Source organism: Bradyrhizobium betae, from assembly GCF_008932115.1.
Classification (GTDB): domain Bacteria; phylum Pseudomonadota; class Alphaproteobacteria; order Rhizobiales; family Xanthobacteraceae; genus Bradyrhizobium; species Bradyrhizobium betae.
In genome coordinates, this window is record NZ_CP044543.1 from 3,094,663 (window position 1) to 3,111,486 (window position 16,824).

Annotated in this window: 13 protein-coding genes and 1 pseudogene; 11 read left to right on the forward strand and 3 right to left on the reverse strand. The window is 66.2% G+C overall.

Annotated elements, in window-relative coordinates:
* Nucleotides 1-80 precede the first annotated feature (80 nt).
* Both F8237_RS14765 and F8237_RS14770 read left to right on the forward strand, forming a co-directional pair.
* Nucleotides 81-1,442 (forward strand): serine protease, encoded by a 1,362-nt coding sequence (locus tag F8237_RS14765; RefSeq protein WP_162006057.1) that lies wholly within the window; start codon nucleotides 81-83, stop codon nucleotides 1,440-1,442.
* A 1-nt stretch (nucleotide 1,443) separates the two neighbouring features.
* Nucleotides 1,444-1,956, forward strand: a complete 513-nt coding sequence (locus F8237_RS14770) for a hypothetical protein (protein ID WP_151645665.1) — start codon at nucleotides 1,444-1,446, stop codon at nucleotides 1,954-1,956.
* A 3-nt stretch (nucleotides 1,957-1,959) separates the two neighbouring features.
* Here F8237_RS14770 and ggt read toward each other — a convergent pair whose 3' ends face one another.
* Nucleotides 1,960-3,639, reverse strand: a complete 1,680-nt coding sequence (gene ggt, locus F8237_RS14775; protein WP_151645667.1) for a gamma-glutamyltransferase — start codon at nucleotides 3,637-3,639, stop codon at nucleotides 1,960-1,962.
* Nucleotides 3,640-3,881: 242 nt separating this feature from the next.
* On the opposite strand from ggt, the gene F8237_RS14780 reads away from it, so the two are divergent.
* The gene (locus F8237_RS14780) at nucleotides 3,882-4,619 is read left to right on the forward strand and encodes a ParA family protein (protein ID WP_151645669.1); all 738 of its coding nucleotides are present in this window, start codon (nucleotides 3,882-3,884) and stop codon (nucleotides 4,617-4,619) included.
* 513 nt (nucleotides 4,620-5,132) lie between these two features.
* Here F8237_RS14780 and F8237_RS14785 read toward each other — a convergent pair.
* Together F8237_RS14785 and mutM are read right to left on the reverse strand one after the other, a co-directional pair.
* A pseudogene (locus F8237_RS14785) lies at nucleotides 5,133-5,726 on the reverse strand (IS110 family transposase); the annotation flags it as partial.
* A 182-nt stretch (nucleotides 5,727-5,908) separates the two neighbouring features.
* The gene (gene mutM, locus F8237_RS14790) at nucleotides 5,909-6,790 is read right to left on the reverse strand and encodes a bifunctional DNA-formamidopyrimidine glycosylase/DNA-(apurinic or apyrimidinic site) lyase (protein WP_151645671.1); all 882 of its coding nucleotides are present in this window, start codon (nucleotides 6,788-6,790) and stop codon (nucleotides 5,909-5,911) included.
* Nucleotides 6,791-6,871: 81 nt separating this feature from the next.
* On the opposite strand from mutM, the gene ubiE reads away from it, so the two are divergent.
* The 8 genes from ubiE (at nucleotide 6,872) to F8237_RS14830 (ending at nucleotide 16,633) form a co-directional block, all read left to right on the forward strand.
* The gene (gene ubiE / locus F8237_RS14795) at nucleotides 6,872-7,633 is read left to right on the forward strand and encodes a bifunctional demethylmenaquinone methyltransferase/2-methoxy-6-polyprenyl-1,4-benzoquinol methylase UbiE (protein WP_151645673.1); all 762 of its coding nucleotides are present in this window, start codon (nucleotides 6,872-6,874) and stop codon (nucleotides 7,631-7,633) included.
* Nucleotides 7,630-9,204, forward strand: coding sequence for a 2-polyprenylphenol 6-hydroxylase (gene ubiB, locus F8237_RS14800; RefSeq protein ID WP_151645675.1), 1,575 nt, complete (start codon nucleotides 7,630-7,632; stop codon nucleotides 9,202-9,204). Before ubiE ends, ubiB begins: the two co-directional genes overlap by 4 nt.
* Nucleotides 9,205-9,260: 56 nt before the next feature.
* On the forward strand, nucleotides 9,261-10,700 hold the full coding sequence (gene coaBC / locus F8237_RS14805; RefSeq protein ID WP_151645677.1) for a bifunctional phosphopantothenoylcysteine decarboxylase/phosphopantothenate--cysteine ligase CoaBC: 1,440 nt from the start codon (nucleotides 9,261-9,263) through the stop codon (nucleotides 10,698-10,700).
* Complete coding sequence (dut, locus tag F8237_RS14810; protein ID WP_151645679.1) at nucleotides 10,697-11,155, forward strand: dUTP diphosphatase; 459 nt, start codon at nucleotides 10,697-10,699, stop codon at nucleotides 11,153-11,155. Before coaBC ends, dut begins: the two co-directional genes overlap by 4 nt.
* Nucleotides 11,156-11,349: 194 nt before the next feature.
* Nucleotides 11,350-13,854 (forward strand): sensor histidine kinase, encoded by a 2,505-nt coding sequence (locus F8237_RS14815; RefSeq protein WP_151645681.1) that lies wholly within the window; start codon nucleotides 11,350-11,352, stop codon nucleotides 13,852-13,854.
* Entirely contained in the window at nucleotides 13,851-15,377 is a 1,527-nt protein-coding gene (tsaE, locus tag F8237_RS14820) for a tRNA (adenosine(37)-N6)-threonylcarbamoyltransferase complex ATPase subunit type 1 TsaE (RefSeq protein ID WP_151645683.1), read from the forward strand. Before F8237_RS14815 ends, tsaE begins: the two co-directional genes overlap by 4 nt.
* 76 nt (nucleotides 15,378-15,453) lie before the next feature.
* Nucleotides 15,454-15,771 (forward strand): PilZ domain-containing protein, encoded by a 318-nt coding sequence (locus F8237_RS14825; protein WP_151645686.1) that lies wholly within the window; start codon nucleotides 15,454-15,456, stop codon nucleotides 15,769-15,771.
* A gap of 139 nt (nucleotides 15,772-15,910) precedes the next feature.
* Nucleotides 15,911-16,633, forward strand: a complete 723-nt coding sequence (locus F8237_RS14830; protein ID WP_151645689.1) for a nucleotidyltransferase family protein — start codon at nucleotides 15,911-15,913, stop codon at nucleotides 16,631-16,633.
* Nucleotides 16,634-16,824: the final 191 nt, after the last annotated feature.

The following is a 16,824-nucleotide window of genomic DNA, read 5'->3' on the forward strand; positions in this document are numbered from 1 at the left end:
CCTGAACCACCCCAATAGTGTTCGCGACCAACGAGATGTGCTTGAATGGCATTGCGTTCAATGGGCTGGCTGGATTTGTCATGAGATCGATGCTTGCGGCAACACTGATGTTGACTTCTGCCACAGGCGCGAGCGCCCAGATGACGACGCCGCAGGTCCCCGGCACCAAGCCCAAGGTGGTCCAGACCGTCCCGATCAAGCCGCCTGCCCTGCAGACGCCGTCGGAGACGGCGGACGGCATGACGCAGGCGGAACGGCTGTCGCTGAAATCGGACCTCGCCTGGGTCGGCCAGTATAACGGCGCCATCACCGGCGACGTCAGCGCGCGCATGGTCGAGGCCATCAAGGAATACCAGAAGCTCAAGGGCGGCAAGCCGACCGGCGTGCTCAATCCGCAGGAGCGCGCCGCGCTCGCCGAGACCGCGCGGCGGAAGCAGGAGGGCGTCGGCTGGAAACTCGTGACGGAAATGACCAGCGGCGCACGGCTCGGCATTCCCTCGAAGCTGGTGCCGCAGCAGGCCACCGACGCCAACGGCTCGAAATGGACCTCGCCAACCGGAACCGTGCAGGTGCTGCTCAGTCGCCGCAAGGAGGCCAACCCCACCACCGCAAAGCTCGCCGATCTCGAGAAGAAGGAGCCTGCCGGCCGCAAGGTCGACTACACCGTGGTGAAGCCCGACTTCTTCGTGCTGTCGGGACTGCAGGGCCTGAAGAAATTCTACGTGCGCGGCACCTTCAAGGGCGACGAAGTCCGCATCATGACGATCCTCTACGACCAGGCGACCGAGAACACGGTCGAGCCGGTCGTGATCGCGATGTCGAGCGCGTTCAACGCATTCCCGTCTGGGCCGCAAGCCGGGCCACCGCCGCGCAAGAACGTCGAATACGGCACCGGCCTCGTCGTCAGCGACGACGGCGCGATTCTGGCCGACCGCCTCGTCACCGATAGCTGTCTTGCGATCACCATCGCCGGCTACGGCAGCGCCGACCGTCTGGCCGAGGACAAGGAGCACGATCTCGCGCTGCTGCACATCTACGGCGCGCGCGGCCTGAAGCCGCTCAGCCTCGCAGGTGGCGGGGCGAAGACGAGCGTCGATGTCGTCGGCATCGCCGATCCGCAGAGCCAGGGCGGTGCGGCCGGCGTGTCGAGCCTCAAGGGCGCGCTGGCATCGGTCGGTGGCGGCGATTCCGCGCTGTCGCCACCGCCGGCGGTTGGCTTCTCCGGCGGCCCCGCCATCGACGCCGACGGCAAGTTCGCCGGCGTTGCACTGCTGAAGCCGGCGATGATCGCGGGACCTGCGACATCAGTGCCGGCCTCACAAGCGGCGATGGTCTCGGCGGAGACGGCGCGTGATTTCCTGAAGGCGAACGGTGTCGCTGCGAACGGCACGTCCACGGACGCGAAAGCCGCCGTCGTTCGCGTCATCTGCGTACGGAAGTAACATGATGCGTCGTCCAATCTCCCTCTCCATCGCGGTGATAGCCGCGCTGATGGGCTTCGCGGCCCGGGCACAATCGCCGGCGCTGCCGACGCCGAAAGTGGAGGAGGTGATGGTGAAGGTGGCGCTGCTGACGCTCAACGACGCCAATCTCACCGGCAACTACAATGTCCTCTATGCGAAAATGGCGAGATCGTTTCGCGAACGCTATTCATCCGACACGCTGAAGCAGGCCTTCAGGACCTTTGCCGGGCATCACATCGACGCCATTGCCGGCATGCCGATCGTTGCGACTGAAGACCCGGCGATCAACGACAACAGCGTGCTGTTGCTGCGCGGCCATTTCGACACGACGCCCTCACGGCTGAGTTACGAGTTGGACTACGCCGTGTCGGAGGGCGAATGGAAGCTGATCACGATCGACGTCAAGGTACGATCGATTCAGACCGAAGCAAGCGCAACCGACCTGATCGCGCGCGCCGCCGCAGACCTCGCCGGCGGCAACGCTAAAAAATGACACTCAGGCGAGCCTGAACCTGATCCCGGCCTTCGCAAGGCCACCGGAAATCCCGACCGGCGTGCCGTCCGCGCGCCAGCAAGCGGCGCCGGTCGTGGTGCCGTCGTCGTGGAAGGCGATGCCGTTCATTCCGCCGGCGACCGTCGCAACCGGCTGCACCTTGTGGCCGAGCCCCGCGAGCTTCGCGCGCACGGCCTCCGGCACGGTCTGTTCGACCTCGAGCGCATTGCCCTCGGTCCAGACCCGCGGGGCCTCGACCGCCTCCTGCAGACTCATGCCGTGGTCGATCAGATTGACCAGCGCCTGCATCGCGCTCGGGAAGATGCGTTTGCCGCCGGGCAGGCCGAGCGCATAGCGCAGCTTGCCGTCGCGTACCGCCATCATCGGCGACATCGAGGTCGTCACGCGCTTGCCCGGCGCCAGCGACAGTGCGTGGCCGGGACGCGGATCGAACAGGTTCATGTAGTTGTTGGCGATGGCGCCCAGCCCCGGGATCATGATCTTGGCGCCGAACAGATTGTTGATGGTCTGCGTGGTCGCCACCACGTTGCCGAAGCTGTCCGCCGCCGTCATGTGGGTGGTGTGCGCGCCTTCGAGCGGTGACACGCCGGCCCCCCAGGCCTGCGCCCGCGCCGGATCGATGGCGCGGCGGCGCTCCTCGGCATAGGCCTTCGAGGTCAGCCGCTCGACGGGCACGCCGACATAGTCCGGGTCGCCGCTGGCCGCGGCACGATCGGCGAAGGCGATCTTCAGGACCTCGGCGAGGTAGTGGATCGTCTCCGGTGTGCCGAAGCCGAGGCCGCCGATGTCATAGCCCTCCAGGATATTCAGCATTTGCGCGATGTGCACGCCGGAGGCTGCGGGCGGCGGCGGGCCGAGAATAGTCCAGCCACGATAGTCGGCGCGGATCGGCTGCCGTTCGACGGTCTTGTAGTTGGTGAGATCGTTGCGGCGGATGAAGCCGCCGGTCTTCTCCATGTAGTCGGCGAGGATGTCGCCGAGCGGCCCCTCGTAGAGCGCGGCCTCACCGTGATCGGCAATATAACGCAGCGTCTCGGCATATTCGGCCTGCACGACGCGCTCGCCGACCTTGAGCGGCGCGCCGTTCGGCAGGTAGATCGCCGAAATCGGCTTGTCCTTGCGCATCTCGGCGGCGCTCTCGCTGATGCATTCGTGCAAATAAGGTGTTGCCGCATAGCCGCGCGCGGCGTGCTTGATCGCGGGCTGCAGGACGTCGGCGAGACTCATGGTGCCGAACCTGCGCAGCGTCTCGCACCAGGCCTTCAGCGAGCCCGGCGTGGCGACGGCCTTCGGGCCGTTGAGATTTTCGTCGCCGACGGTGTCGAACACGTCATGCGCCGAGCCCGGCCTGGACGTGTAGGTGGTGTCGCGCACCGCCGCGGGCGCGGTGCTCTGGCCGTCGATGAAGCGATGGCTGCCGTCGGCGAGCCGGATATGCGCCATGCCGCCGCCGATGATGCCGACCATCATCGGCTCGACCACGGTCAGCGTGAACAGGGTGGCGATCGCGGCGTCGATGGCATTGCCGCCGGCCGCCAGCATCTCGGCGCCGGCGCTGGAGGCCAGCGGGTGATTGCTGACCACCATGCCACGGCTCGAGACCGCCGGCATCTTCTGGCAGTCAAAGGTCGTTGCCGTCCGGTCGCGCCAGTTTCCGCTCATGCCGCTCGTCCCTCTCATTCACGGCGGCGAGCACACCACACGCACGATTACGGGTCCAGTAATGGTACGGATTAGCTGGCATTCCCGATTCTGCCATCATTGTTGGCGTTGATTCGGACATCCGCGGTCCCCTTTGGATCGGGCAGGGCACGTCCTGAGCGAGAAGAGCTCAGCATCGAGAAGCGATGCACGTTCGCGTGGCGTTTCCCCAGACCCCGGCACTCCAAAGGATTCATCTTCCAATGCACACGATCGTACTCGCCACCCAAAAGGGCGGCAGCGGCAAGAGCACCCTCGCCATCGGCCTCGCGCTGGCAGCCAGGCAGGCCGGCTTCACCGTCCGCCTGATCGAGACCGACCCGCAGGGCACCCTGTCCAACTGGCTGCGCCGCCGCAACAATGACGACGTCGTCGTCGAGCCGATCTATCAGGCCGCCGATATCGAGCCGCGCCTGAAGATGCTGGCTGACAGCAGCCTGCAGATTGCGATCGTCGACACCGCGGCCGGCCTGTCCGCCGCCACCACCGCCGCGATCCGCTACTCCGACCTCTGCCTGATCCCGGCCCGCCCGAGCGTCGCCGACATCGAGGCGACGGTCTCCACCCTCAGCGTCGCGCGCGCCTGGAAGCGTCCCTACAGTTTCGTGCTGAACCAGACGCCGATCCGCGGCCAGCGCATCGACAACGCCGCCAACACGCTCGCCGAGGAAGCCGCGCTCGATCTCGCCGACGTGCTCGCGCGCCCGCTGATCGTGATGCGCAACGACCACCAGGACTCGCTCGCCAGCGGCCTCGCCGTCAGCGAATTCGCACCGAACGGCAAGTCGGCGGACGAGATCCGCGGCCTCTGGCGCTGGGTCGAGACCCGGCTCGAGCTCGGAGCCACCACCAATGTGCTGATCGACCAGGTCATCTCGGCCGCGGACGGCATGCTGCACGTCGCCGCCGAGCTTGCGGCGGACGAAACCCTGGCGTCCTGAGCGGGGCAATCGCTCAGGCGGCAGTCGGCCCTTCACCATCCGGAAGGGCCCCAGCGACGAAGCAATCCGGCCACCAGCCCGGCCGGATTGCTTCGCTTCGCGTTTTTGGCGATGGCGGGATGCCGTCGCACAGAAATGTCGAAAACAACCCCATGCACAGTAGAACGCATCGTGGCCGAGTCATCTCGGTAACGGCGCGCAGGCGTCTGACTTGTCGGGCGGAATGGAGCTGCGCTCCATCCGGGCTTCTGTAACGGGCCCTGGTTAGTCAATCCCTTTTTGCGTCGTCCACTCGCCGGGAACCTGCTTCTGTACGGGATCGGCGCGGTGGCCGTCGCCTGATGGGGTTCTAGAGAGGAGCAGGTCGGCCAATCTACGGAAGCGTGATCGCATCGACGGATGCGTCGACAACCCGGATGACGGCCTGGCCTGATCCATCGTCCCGGCGAAGGGACTTCGCTTCGGGGAGGCTGGTGTGATGCCCGCCCGAATCTGTGTGCTCTTGCTTTAAGCCATGGCAGTCGTCCTGCGCAGTAGCACTGCATGAACCGCCAGCGTCGCAGTAGCGATCGTCTCGAGGGCCGGATGGCCGGCCACCAGCTCACGGATGCGTGCCGCAAAACTGCGCTTCGCCGTTTTGCCAACCTTCAATCCGAAGCCGCGCAGGATCCCGCGCAGGCTGTTCTCGATGTCCTGAAGCTTGGCCTGGATCAGCTTGCGCGCCGTCAGCATCGCACGGGTCTCCTGGGCACTCATCGACTTGCAATGCACCGGCCGGAACCAGCCGAGCCGCATCAATTGCGCGATGTTGCGGGCGTCGTTACGGTCCGACTTCACCGGCATCGCCTTGAAGGCATCGCTCACGTGCCGCGTTTCCAGGAGCTCGACCGCGAGGCCCTCGTGCTTCATGGCTGTATAAAGCCACTGAGACAGCGGTCCGGCCTCCAGCCCGATCCTGGCGAGTTCGAACCCGAGCGAGCGGAACCAGCCAATCAGCGCCACAGGCTCGCTGGCAACCTTGACCTCCCGAACGATCTTTCCGCTCGCGTCGACAACGCACACGCTGGAGCATTCCAATGACACGTCGATTCCGGCATAGTAGTCCATGGTCGTTCCTCCTTGATGCTTGGAGCGAAGCTTAGGCCTCGACTCCGCTACACCATCAATGTGAGGGACGACCGCAAACCTTCCAGTCAAGCCGCGCGACGCGCGCAATCAAAATAGCGCCGTAGCTAGCGCGGCTTGACTGGAAGGCCTCCGGGGCCCGTTACCCCATCTACGGCGCTACATCACTTCTGACATTTCGGACACCAGAAGGTCGACCGGCCGTTCTGCGTGAACCGCTTCACCGTGCCGCCGCAGCCGGGCGTCTTGCAGGTCTCGCCTTCGCGATCGTAGACCTTGAAGGAGTGCTGGAAATAGCCGAGCTCGCCGGAGGTCTGGCGATGATCGCGCAGTGACGATCCGCCCGCCTTGATGGCGTCGTTCAGCACGGTGTGGATCGCACTCACCAATCGCTTGGCGTGATCGGTCGGCTCGCCCTTTTTTGTCGACAGCGTCGCGGCGATCCGGCGCGGCGACAGGTGGGAGCGGTGCAGCGCTTCGCAGACATAGATGTTGCCGAGCCCTGCCACCACGCGCTGGTCGAGCAGTGCGGCCTTCAGGCTCGCGGTCTTGTCCTGACAGGACCGCGCCAGCATCGCCGCATCGAACGCGTTGCCGAGCGGCTCGGGGCCGAGGTCGCGCAGCAGAGGCTCGTCATCGAGCGCGTTGCGCGCGATCACTTTCATGTAACCGAAGCGGCGCGGGTCGTTGAAGACGATGTCGGCGCCGGAGGACATCCGAAACAACACGTGGTCGTGCGCGGAGTCCTTGCCTTTCGGATAGTGAAACTCGCCAGGCGACGCGTCGTTGTCCGGCTTGATGACGCGGAACGAGCCCGACATGCCCAGATGCATCAGCAGCACGTCGCCGGAGGCGAGATCAGCCATGAGATATTTTGCACGGCGTCCCAGCCCCGTGACGACCTGTCCCTGGAGCCGGGCCACGAAATCCGGCTGGAACGGAAAGCGCAAATCGGGCCTGCGGGCCTCCGCGACGAGGATTTTCGCACCCTCCATGACCGGCTGCAGGCCGCGGCGGACGGTCTCGACTTCGGGCAATTCGGGCATGGTCAGGCATTCACCTTATGAGGGCGGTGTGATAGCGCCATTGCGGCGGGCGCGCTATGGTTCGCCCAGTGGAGTAGAGTAATGGATCGGCCGGGCGAAACCACGCATTTTGGCTTCAAGGACGTTCCCCTGGGGGACAAGCAGACGCTGGTGAACGATGTGTTTCACAGCGTGGCGTCGCGCTATGATTTGATGAACGATCTGATGTCCGGCGGACTGCACCGGGTCTGGAAGGACATCATGATCAACGCGCTCAACCCGCCGAGGTCCGACCGGCCGTTCGCGCTGCTCGACGTCGCAGGCGGCACCGGCGACATCTCGTTCCGGGCCGCCGAGGCGGCGGGGCCGGGCTTTCACGCCACCGTCTGCGACATCAATTCCGGGATGCTGGAGGTCGGCCGCGAGCGCGCCGCCAAGCGGCATCTCGAGACCCAAGTCGATTTCGTCGAGGGCAATGCCGAAGCGCTCGCCTTCGCGGACCGCAGCTTCGACGCATATACGATCGCTTTCGGCATTCGCAACGTGCCGCGGATCGATCTGGCGCTGAGCGAGGCCTACCGTGTGCTCAAGCCCGGCAGCCGCTTCCTGTGCCTGGAATTCTCCACCGTCGAGATGCCCGGCCTCGATCGACTTTACGACCTGTTCTCGTTCAAGGTGATCCCGCCGCTCGGCCGCATGGTCACGGGCGACGCCGAGTCCTACCAGTATTTGGTGGAATCGATCCGCAAGTTCCCGAAGCCCAACGCCTTTGCCGACATGATCCGCGATGCGGGCTTTTCCCGCGTCAACTGGCAGACATTGTCGGGCGGCATCGTCGCACTGCATTCGGGCTGGCGTTTGTGATCTCTGCCATCACCCACATTTCGCGCCTGATCCGCGCCGCATTCGTGTTTGCGCGCGAAGGCGTGTTCGGCTCGGTCGATCCGAGCCTGGTGCCGCCGCCCGGGCAGCTCGCGCTAAAGCTTGCGCGCATCGTCGAGCGGCGTGGCCCTAAAGACGGGCCACGGATGTCGCGCGCGCTGACGCGGATGGGCCCGGCCTATCTCAAGCTCGGGCAGTTCCTCGCCACGCGCCCCGACGTCGTCGGCGTCATCATGGCGCGCGACCTTGAGAGCCTGCAGGATCGCCTGCCGCCGTTTTCGCAGACCGAGGCGGAAGCCGTGATCGCGACCTCGCTGGAGCGTCCGGTGGCGGATGTGTTCGCGAACCTCGGCCCGCCGGTCGCGGCCGCCTCGATCGCACAGGTGCATCGCGGCGAAGTGGTGCGCGACGGCGTCCGCAAGGCGGTTGCGGTCAAGGTGCTGCGTCCGAACGTGGCCGCGCGCTTCCGCCGCGACCTCTCCGATTTCTTCTTCGTCGCGCACAAGGCCGAGGCTTACTCGTCCGAGGCGCGGCGGCTGCGCCTGATCGAAGTGATCAACACCATGTCGCGCTCGGTCGCGATGGAGATGGACCTGCGGCTCGAAGCCGCCGCGCTGTCGGAGATGGCCGAGAACACGCGGGACGATCCCGATTTCCGGGTGCCGACCGTCGACTGGGACCGCACCACGCACAACGTGCTGACGATGGAGTGGATCGATGGCATCGCGCTGAACGATCACAAGCGCCTCGCGGAGTCGCAGGTCGATCTGCCCGATCTCGGCCGCAAGGTGATCCAGAGCTTTCTGCGGCACGCGCTGCGCGACGGCTTTTTCCACGCTGACATGCATCCGGGCAATCTGTTCCTCGATGACGCCGGCCGCCTGGTCGCGGTCGATTTCGGCATCATGGGCCGGCTCGGCATGAAGGAGCGGCGTTTCCTCGCCGAGATCCTGCTCGGCTTCATCACCCGTGACTATCGCCGCGTCGCCGAGGTGCATTTCGAGGCGGGCTACGTGCCCGCGCATCACTCCGTCGAGAATTTCGCGCAGGCCATCCGCGCCATCGGCGAACCCATTCACAACCGCACCGCCGAGGAGATCTCGATGGCGCGGCTGCTGACGCTGCTGCTCGAGGTCACCGGCCTGTTCGACATGACGACGCGGCCCGAACTGATCCTGCTGCAGAAGACCATGGTGGTGGTCGAGGGCGTGGCGCGCGGCTTCGATCCCAGGCTCGACATCTGGAAGGTCGCCGATCCCGTGGTGCGCGAATGGATCGAGCGCAATCTCGGACCGATCGGCCGGGTGCAGGGCGCGCTTGCCGGGGGCGGCGACCTCGCCCGCGTGCTGATGCGCCTGCCCGACATCGCGCAGCGTTCGGTCGCAGTGCTCGAACAGCTTGAAGCCATGACCCGTGACGGCATCCGGCTGTCGCCGGAGAGCATCGCCGCGATGGGCCGCAGCGAGGGCCGCAAGAACCGCTGGCGCACCGTCGCGCTCTGGATCATCGCCGCGACCTTCATCGGAATCCTGATCGCAGTCCGGAATCTGTGATTGCACTGCAATCATATGATTGATAGCATCGCTATCATCCGTGCTGGAGGGACGTCATGGCAAGCCTGACCATCCGCAAGCTCGACGAGGGCGTCAAAACCTATCTGCGCCTGCGCTCGGCCAGGAACCGCAGGTCGGTCGAGGAAGAAGTGCGGGTCATCCTCGGCGAGCTGATCGAGGGCCGCGAGGAGCCGCTGACGCCGTTCGCGCCGCCGCCGGCCCCATCCACGGCCCCCACGCCGCAGCGCATCGGCGCCGTCGCAGAGGCCAGCGTCACCCTGATCATTGGCGGCGGGATCGCGGCCTACAAATCGCTGGACCTGATCCGCCGGCTCAAGGAGCGCCGCATCGAGGTCCGCTGCGTGCTGACCAAGGCGGCGCAGCAATTCGTCACGCCGCTGGCGGTGAGCGCGCTCTCGCACGAGCGCGTCTACACCGATCTGTTCGACCCCCAGAGCGAGTTCGACGCCGGCCATATCCGGCTGGCGCGCGAGTGCGACTTGATCGTGGTGGCGCCAGCGACGGCCGACCTGATGGCGAAGATGGCCAACGGCCATGCCGACGATCTCGCCAGCGCCATCCTGCTCGCCACCAACCGCAAGATCCTGCTGGCGCCGGCGATGAATCCGCTGATGTGGAACAACGCGGCGACCCGCCGCAACGTTGGCTTGCTTCAGCGCGACGGCGTGGTGCTGATCGGCCCGAATTCCGGCGAGATGGCCGAGGCGGGCGAGGCCGGTGTCGGCCGCATGTCCGAGGCGATCGAGATCGCCACCGCCGCCGAGCGCCTGCTGCGGCCGCCGGTGCCGCGCCCGCTCGCCGGCAAGCGCGTGCTGATCACCGCAGGCCCCACGCACGAGCCGATCGATCCGGTGCGCTACATTGCCAACCGCTCCTCCGGCAAGCAGGGCTTTGCCATTGCCGCCGCCGCACAGGCCGCGGGCGCCGAGGTGATTTTGGTGAGCGGCCCGGTCGATCTCGCCGATCCCCGGGGCGTCACGGTGAAGCACGTCGAATCGGCGCGGCAGATGCTGGAGCAGGTGCAGGCCGCGCTTCCCGCCGACATCGCCATCTTCGCCGCCGCCGTTGCCGACTGGCGCGTCGCCAACGAAGGCGAGCAGAAGCTGAAGAAGACCTCGGCCGGCATGCCGCCGCTCCAACTGGTCGAGAACCCCGACATCCTCGCCACGATCTCCAAGCTGACCGACAACCGTCCGCCGCTGGTGATCGGCTTTGCCGCCGAGACCGAGCACCTCATCGACAACGCCAAGTCCAAGCTGGCCCGCAAGGGCTGCGACTGGATCGTCGCCAACGACGTCTCGCCCGCAACAGGCGTGATGGGCGGCGACCGCAACACTGTTCATCTCATAAGTCGGAAGCACGGCGAGATTGCAGTTGATTCCTGGCCGGTGATGACCAAGGAACAGGTCGCCATCGAACTGGTCGCGCATGTCGCCAAGAGCGTGACCGGAAAAGCCCCGGAGTCCGCATCTTGAGCACTGAGGTCACTGTCGAACTGCAGCAACTCGCCCACGCCGAGGGCCTGCCGCTGCCGGCCTATCAGACCGCGGACGCCGCCGGCCTCGATTTGATGGCCGCGGTGCCGGACAGCGAACCGATGACGCTCGCCCCCGGCCAATACGCGCTGGTGCCGACGGGGCTCGCGATCGCGCTGCCGCCCGGGCACGAGGCGCAGGTGCGGCCGCGCTCCGGTCTTGCCGCCAAGCACGGCGTCACCGTGCTGAACTCACCGGGCACGATCGACGCGGACTACCGCGGCGAGATCAAGGTGATCCTGATCAACCACGGCGCGGGCCCCTTCGTGATCAAGCGCGGCGAGCGCATCGCGCAGATGGTGATCGCGCCCGTGCTGCAGGCCACGCTGGTTCCGGCCGCAACATTGTCCGCGACCGATCGCGGCGCCGGCGGTTTCGGCTCGACCGGCCGCTAACCCACGACAATCCCAGCCGAATCATCCCGAAGAACGACGTGGGCTGGAACAGCGTCGCCGGCATTTTTGGGGGGCGGCCTCGGCGTTCACGATCTGGACTCTTACCGGTGGAGTCACGGTGAGGGTATTGTCGTTTGATTCGCGCGCGCGACGGGGGTCGCCGCGCGTCAGATTCGTGCGGTCTTGGGGCAACTATGTCAGGCGTGATCGTGTCGATGCGTCGGACGCTGCTGTCGTGCACATCGCTCGTGCGCAACGGCATGATTGGAAGCGCTCTCGCGGCGCTGCTGCCGGCTGCGCCGGCTGAGGCTGCCGACCTCGTCGATACACTCTCGGTATTGCTGGACTTCAACCGGCAGGAACTCGCGGTGCTGACCACCGCGCTGGCCCTGCTCGGTTTCTCGGTCGTGGCCGCCATCCTGCTGATGCGCACGCGCGTGCGCACGGTGAAGAACGAGGCGCGGCTGCGCGCGCGGATCGGGGAACTGCAGCTCCAGGCCGATCGCTTCGGCGCACTGCTGTTCGCCGAGCCGCAGGTCCTGATCTCGTGGCCGGCCGGCGACAACCGCGCGCAGATTTCCGGCGACATCTCCATGGTGCTGCCGCGCGATTCCTCGCCGCAGCGCGTGCTCGCGTTCGGAACCTGGCTGCCGCCGGAACCGGCGCTCCAGATGGACCACGCGGTCGATGCGCTGCGCGATCGCGGCGACGGATTCCAGATCACGCTGACGACGGCGCATGGTCACACGCTGGAGGCCATCGGCCGCGCCATCGGCGGCCAGGCCATTGTCAGGATTCGCGAACTCTCGGGCCTGCGCCGCGAACTGGCCGAAACCAATCTGCGCTACAAGGCGCTCTCCGACGAGACCGAGATGCTGCGCGGCTTCGCCGCCGCCGCGCCATGGCCGATCTGGGGCAAGGCCGAGAACGGCGCGCTCACTTTCGCCAATCCGGCCTATGTCCGCGCAACGGAGGCGACCAGCGTCGGGGACGCCCAGGAGCGCAAGCTCGAGCTGCTCGACAGTGCCGACCGCACCGCCATGGACCGCGGCCTGAAAGAGGCCGCCAGCTTCACCTCCCGGCTGCCCATCGTGATCGGCGGCGAGCGGCGTATCTACGACGTCCGCGCGGTCAATGTCGGCAGCAGCAGTGTTGGCGTCGCGATCGACGCCAGCGAGGCGGATGCGCTGAGCTCGGCCCTGGTGCGGATGGCGGAGGCGCATCGCCGCACGCTCGACCAGCTCTCCTCGGGCGTCGCCGTGTTCGACGGCCAGCGCCGGCTCGCCTTCTACAACGATTCCTACCGGCGGCTGTGGGACCTCGACCGCACCTTCCTCGACGCCAATCCTGACGATTCCAGCGTGCTCGACCAGCTCCGCGCCGCACGGAAACTGCCGGAGCAGCCGGACTTCCGTGCCTGGAAGGCAAAATTGCACGAGGCCTATCGTGCCGTGGAGGCCGCCAAGGACACCTGGTACCTGCCCGACGGCCGCGCGCTCTCCGTCGTCACCACGCCGAATCCGGAAGGCGGCGTCACCTATCTGTTCGACGACGTCACCGAGAGCCTCGAGCTCGCCCGCCGCTTCGACGGCATGATCCGGGTCCAGCGCGAGACGCTCGACAGCCTCGCCGAGGGCGTCGCGGTGTTCGGCAGCAACGGCAAGGCCCAGCTGTTCAACCCGGCCTTCGTCCGGATGTGGAAGCTGTCCGCCGACGCCATGCGCGACGAGCCGCATATCCAGACCGTCGAAGGCTGGTGCCACCAGCTGTTCGACGACCCCGCGGTCTGGCGCCAGATCCGTGAGGCCGTCACCTCGATCGAGAGCCGCGCCGACATTCCCCTGAAACTGGAACGCAAGGACGGCAGCGTGCTCGACGGCATGATCCGCCCGCTGCACGACGGCGCCACCATGCTGACGTTCCAGGACATCACTGACACCGAGAACGTCGAGCGTGCGCTGCGTGAGCGCAACGAGGCGCTGGAGGCCGCCGACCAGATGAAGGTGGATTTCGTCCACCACGTCTCCTACGAGCTGCGCTCGCCGCTCACCACCATCATCGGCTTCGCGCACTTCCTCAGCGATCCCTCCACGGGGCCGCTGACGCCGAAGCAGGCCGAATATCTCGACTACGTCACCAAATCGACCAACGCGCTGCTGGCGCTGACCAACAACATCCTGGACCTCGCCACCATCGACGCCGGCGCCATGAAGCTGGAACTCGGCCCGGTCGACGTCAGCAAGACCATCGAGCTGGCCGCCGAGGGCATCCAGGACCGGCTCGCCACCGACCGCATCCGTCTCAAGGTCGAGATCGCGCCCGATATCGGCAGCTTCATCGGCGATGAGAAGCGCGTGGTGCAGGTGCTCTATAACCTCCTCGCCAACGCCGTCGGGTTTTCTCCACAGGATTCCACCGTCGGCATCAGCGCGCGCCGCACCGAGGGCAGCGTGGTCTTCACCGTGACAGATTCCGGGCCTGGAATACCTGCCGACATGAAGGACAAGGTGTTCAACTGGTTCGAAAGCCGCTCGCAGGGGTCGCGTCACCGCGGCGCCGGGCTTGGCCTGTCGCTGGTGCGTTCCTTCGTCGAGCTGCATGGCGGCAAGGTGCGGGTGGATTCGATCGTCGGCCGGGGCACGCTCGTGATCTGCGATTTCCCGACCGACCAGGCGGCGCATCGCGACGCCGCCGAATGACTGCGTCCACCACATTCTCCGTCGCGCTTCCCAATGAGACGGCGACTGCGCAACTGATGGCCGACCTCGCGCTGCTGGTCGGTCCCGGCGATGTCATCACGCTCACCGGCGATCTCGGCGCCGGCAAGACTGCGGCCGCCCGCAGCCTGATCCGCTACCTCGCCGGCGACGAGGAACTGGAAGTGCCGAGCCCGACCTTCACTCTGGTGCAGGGCTACGAGCTGCCGCCATTTCCGGTGATGCATGCCGACCTCTATCGCATCGAGGACGAGAACGAACTCGAGGAGATCGGGCTGTCGCCGCTCCCCGATGCCACGCTGGTGCTGATCGAATGGCCGGAGCGCGCGCCGTCGGCGATGCCTGGGGATCGCATCGACATCACGCTGACGCACCGGCCGGCGCTGGGCCCGAACGCGCGCGCCGCCGAGATCACCGGTTACGGCAAGAGCGCCGCCGTCGTTGCGCGGCTGCAGGCGTTGCGCGACTTCCTCGATAGGTCCGGCTATATCGACGCAGGCCGCAAGCGCATGGCCGGCGACGCCTCGACCCGCTCCTATGCGCGACTGCTGCGCGATGACGGCGTCGTCATCCTCATGAACTTTCCGCAGCGCCCGGACGGCGCCGCGCTCTACAACGGAAAATCCTACAGCGCCGCTGTGCATCTCGCCGAGAACATCAGGCCGTTCGTCGCGATCGACGAGGGCCTGCGCGCGCAGGGACTCTCGGCGCCTCAGATCCATCATTTCGATCTCGACCACGGCTTTCTGATCAGCGAGGACTTTGGCAGCGAGGGCGTGATCGAAGGCGATCCGCCGCGGCCGATCGTAGACCGCTATGAAGCCGCGACCGATGTGCTCGCGATGCTGCACGGCAAGACGTTGCCGGAGATGCTGCCGCTGAACGGGCAGGCCTACGACATTCCCGTCTTCGACATCGAAGCACTTTTGATCGAGATCGGATTGATGCCGGAATGGTATCTGCCCGATCGCAACGCGCCGCTGAGCGACGACAAGCGCGACGAATTCTTCGCGATGTGGCGCGAGCTGTTGAAGAAGCCGCTGGCCGCGCCGAAGACGTGGATCATCCGCGACTATCACTCGCCAAATCTGATCTGGCTTGCGGACCGTATCGGCATCGCCCGCGTCGGCTTGATCGACTTCCAGGACACCGTGCTGGGGCCGCACTCCTACGACGTGGTGTCGCTGCTCCAGGACGCCCGCATCGACGTGCCCGAGGCGCTCGAGCTGACGCTGCTGTCGCGGTACATCAAGGCGCGGCGCGCCGATGATGCGAGCTTCGATCCGGCCGGCTTTGCCGAGCTCTACGCCATCATGTCGGCGCAGCGGAACACCCGCTTGCTCGGCACCTTCGCCCGGCTCAACCGCCGCGACGGTAAGCCGCATTATCTGCGCCACCAGCCGCGGATCTGGACCTATCTCCAGCGTTCGCTGGCGCATCCTGCGCTCAGCCCTTTGCGCGACTGGTATCTCGCCAACGTTCCACCGCCCCGGTCCGGAACCTGATTTACCGGCTGTTAGCCATCCCATCGGTATCATCGCCCGAACGCAGCCGGATAAATACGGGGCTGGAGCAAGGCAGATGGCGGTCAAGACGGACCAGCGCGGGAACAGCAGGGTTGTTTTCGAACGTGGGATTGCGGCCCAGATGATGGGGATCGACGGCACCTGGCGACGCGACTGCACCATGGAGGACGTCTCCGAGACCGGCGCCAAGCTGACGATCGACGGCTCCGTCGAAGGCCTCCATCTGAAGGAATTCTTTCTCGTGCTGTCGTCCACCGGGCTCGCGTACCGGCGCTGCGAGCTGGCCTGGGTCAATGGCGACCAGATCGGCGTCAATTTCCTGAAGGTCGGCGACAGGAAGAAAAAGGCGCGTTCCACATCGGTCGGGGCGTAACGGCAACACCCGTCGTACAACCGTCACGGCAGCTGGCTATGGCGGTTAAGACGCGGTGCGGCCAGATGAGGCCCGTGCTAGGATTGCCGCGAATACGAATTTCAGGAATCTGACAGAGACGAGTCCAGGAAAGCGAAGGATGTCCGTCAAACCGACCAAAGCCATGGTGCTCGCCGCGGGGTTCGGCCTGCGTATGCGTCCGTTGACGGAGAAGATGCCCAAGCCCCTGGTGCCCGTGGCCGGCCAGCCGCTGCTCGACCATGTGCTCGACAAGCTCGGCGAGGCCGGTGTGACCGAGGCCGTCGTCAACGTGCACTATTTGCCGGACCAGATCATCAATCACGTCGCGTCCCGCCAGCATCCGCGCGTCACCATCTCCGACGAGCGCGACCAGGTGCTCGGCACCGGCGGCGGCGTGGTCAAGGCATTGCCGCTGCTCGGCGACGCGCCGTTCTTCCACGTCAATTCCGACACGCTGTGGATCGACGGCGTGCGCTCCAATCTGGCGCGGCTTGCGGAAAACTTCGACCCCGCGCGGATGGACATCCTGCTGCTGATGGCGCCGACCGCGACCAGCATCGGCTATAGCGGCCGCGGCGATTACGGCATGCTGCCCGACGGCGCCCTGCGCAAGCGCAAGGAAAAGGAGGTCGTTCCGTTCGTCTATGCGGGCGCGGCGATCCTGTCCCCGTCGATCTTCGCCGATGCGCCGCAGGGCGAATTCTCGCTGACCAGAATGTTCGACCGCGCGAACGAGCAGGACCGGCTGTTCGGCCTGCGCCTCGACGGGGTCTGGATGCATGTCGGGACGCCCGATGCGGTGCACGCGGCGGAAGAAGCGTTTCTGGAGAGCGTGGCGTAAGCCGCCCGCCACTCGCACCGCTGTCATGCCCCGCGAAGGCGGGGCATCCAGTACGCCGCGGCTTCTCGGCCAGGACTTTACCGCCTGTGGAATACTGGATCATCCGCCTTCGCGGATGATGACACCTGTCCCTGCCCGACGAACAGCGGGGATGATCTCCCCTCCACCCATATCCATTTGAGTCCGCCTCC

Bases quoted from the DNA above. Each gene is read 5' to 3' on its own strand.
- F8237_RS14765 (WP_162006057.1), top strand. From the start codon at position 81: ATGAGATCGATGCTTGCGGCAACACTGATGTTGACTTCTGCCACAGGC.
- F8237_RS14770 (WP_151645665.1), top strand. From the start codon at position 1,444: ATGATGCGTCGTCCAATCTCCCTCTCCATCGCGGTGATAGCCGCGCTG.
- ggt (WP_151645667.1), bottom strand. From the start codon at position 3,639: ATGAGCGGAAACTGGCGCGACCGGACGGCAACGACCTTTGACTGCCAG.
- F8237_RS14780 (WP_151645669.1), top strand. From the start codon at position 3,882: ATGCACACGATCGTACTCGCCACCCAAAAGGGCGGCAGCGGCAAGAGC.
- mutM (WP_151645671.1), bottom strand. From the start codon at position 6,790: ATGCCCGAATTGCCCGAAGTCGAGACCGTCCGCCGCGGCCTGCAGCCG.
- ubiE (WP_151645673.1), top strand. From the start codon at position 6,872: ATGGATCGGCCGGGCGAAACCACGCATTTTGGCTTCAAGGACGTTCCC.
- coaBC (WP_151645677.1), top strand. From the start codon at position 9,261: ATGGCAAGCCTGACCATCCGCAAGCTCGACGAGGGCGTCAAAACCTAT.
- F8237_RS14815 (WP_151645681.1), top strand. From the start codon at position 11,350: ATGTCAGGCGTGATCGTGTCGATGCGTCGGACGCTGCTGTCGTGCACA.
- tsaE (WP_151645683.1), top strand. From the start codon at position 13,851: ATGACTGCGTCCACCACATTCTCCGTCGCGCTTCCCAATGAGACGGCG.
- F8237_RS14825 (WP_151645686.1), top strand. From the start codon at position 15,454: ATGGCGGTCAAGACGGACCAGCGCGGGAACAGCAGGGTTGTTTTCGAA.
- F8237_RS14830 (WP_151645689.1), top strand. From the start codon at position 15,911: ATGTCCGTCAAACCGACCAAAGCCATGGTGCTCGCCGCGGGGTTCGGC.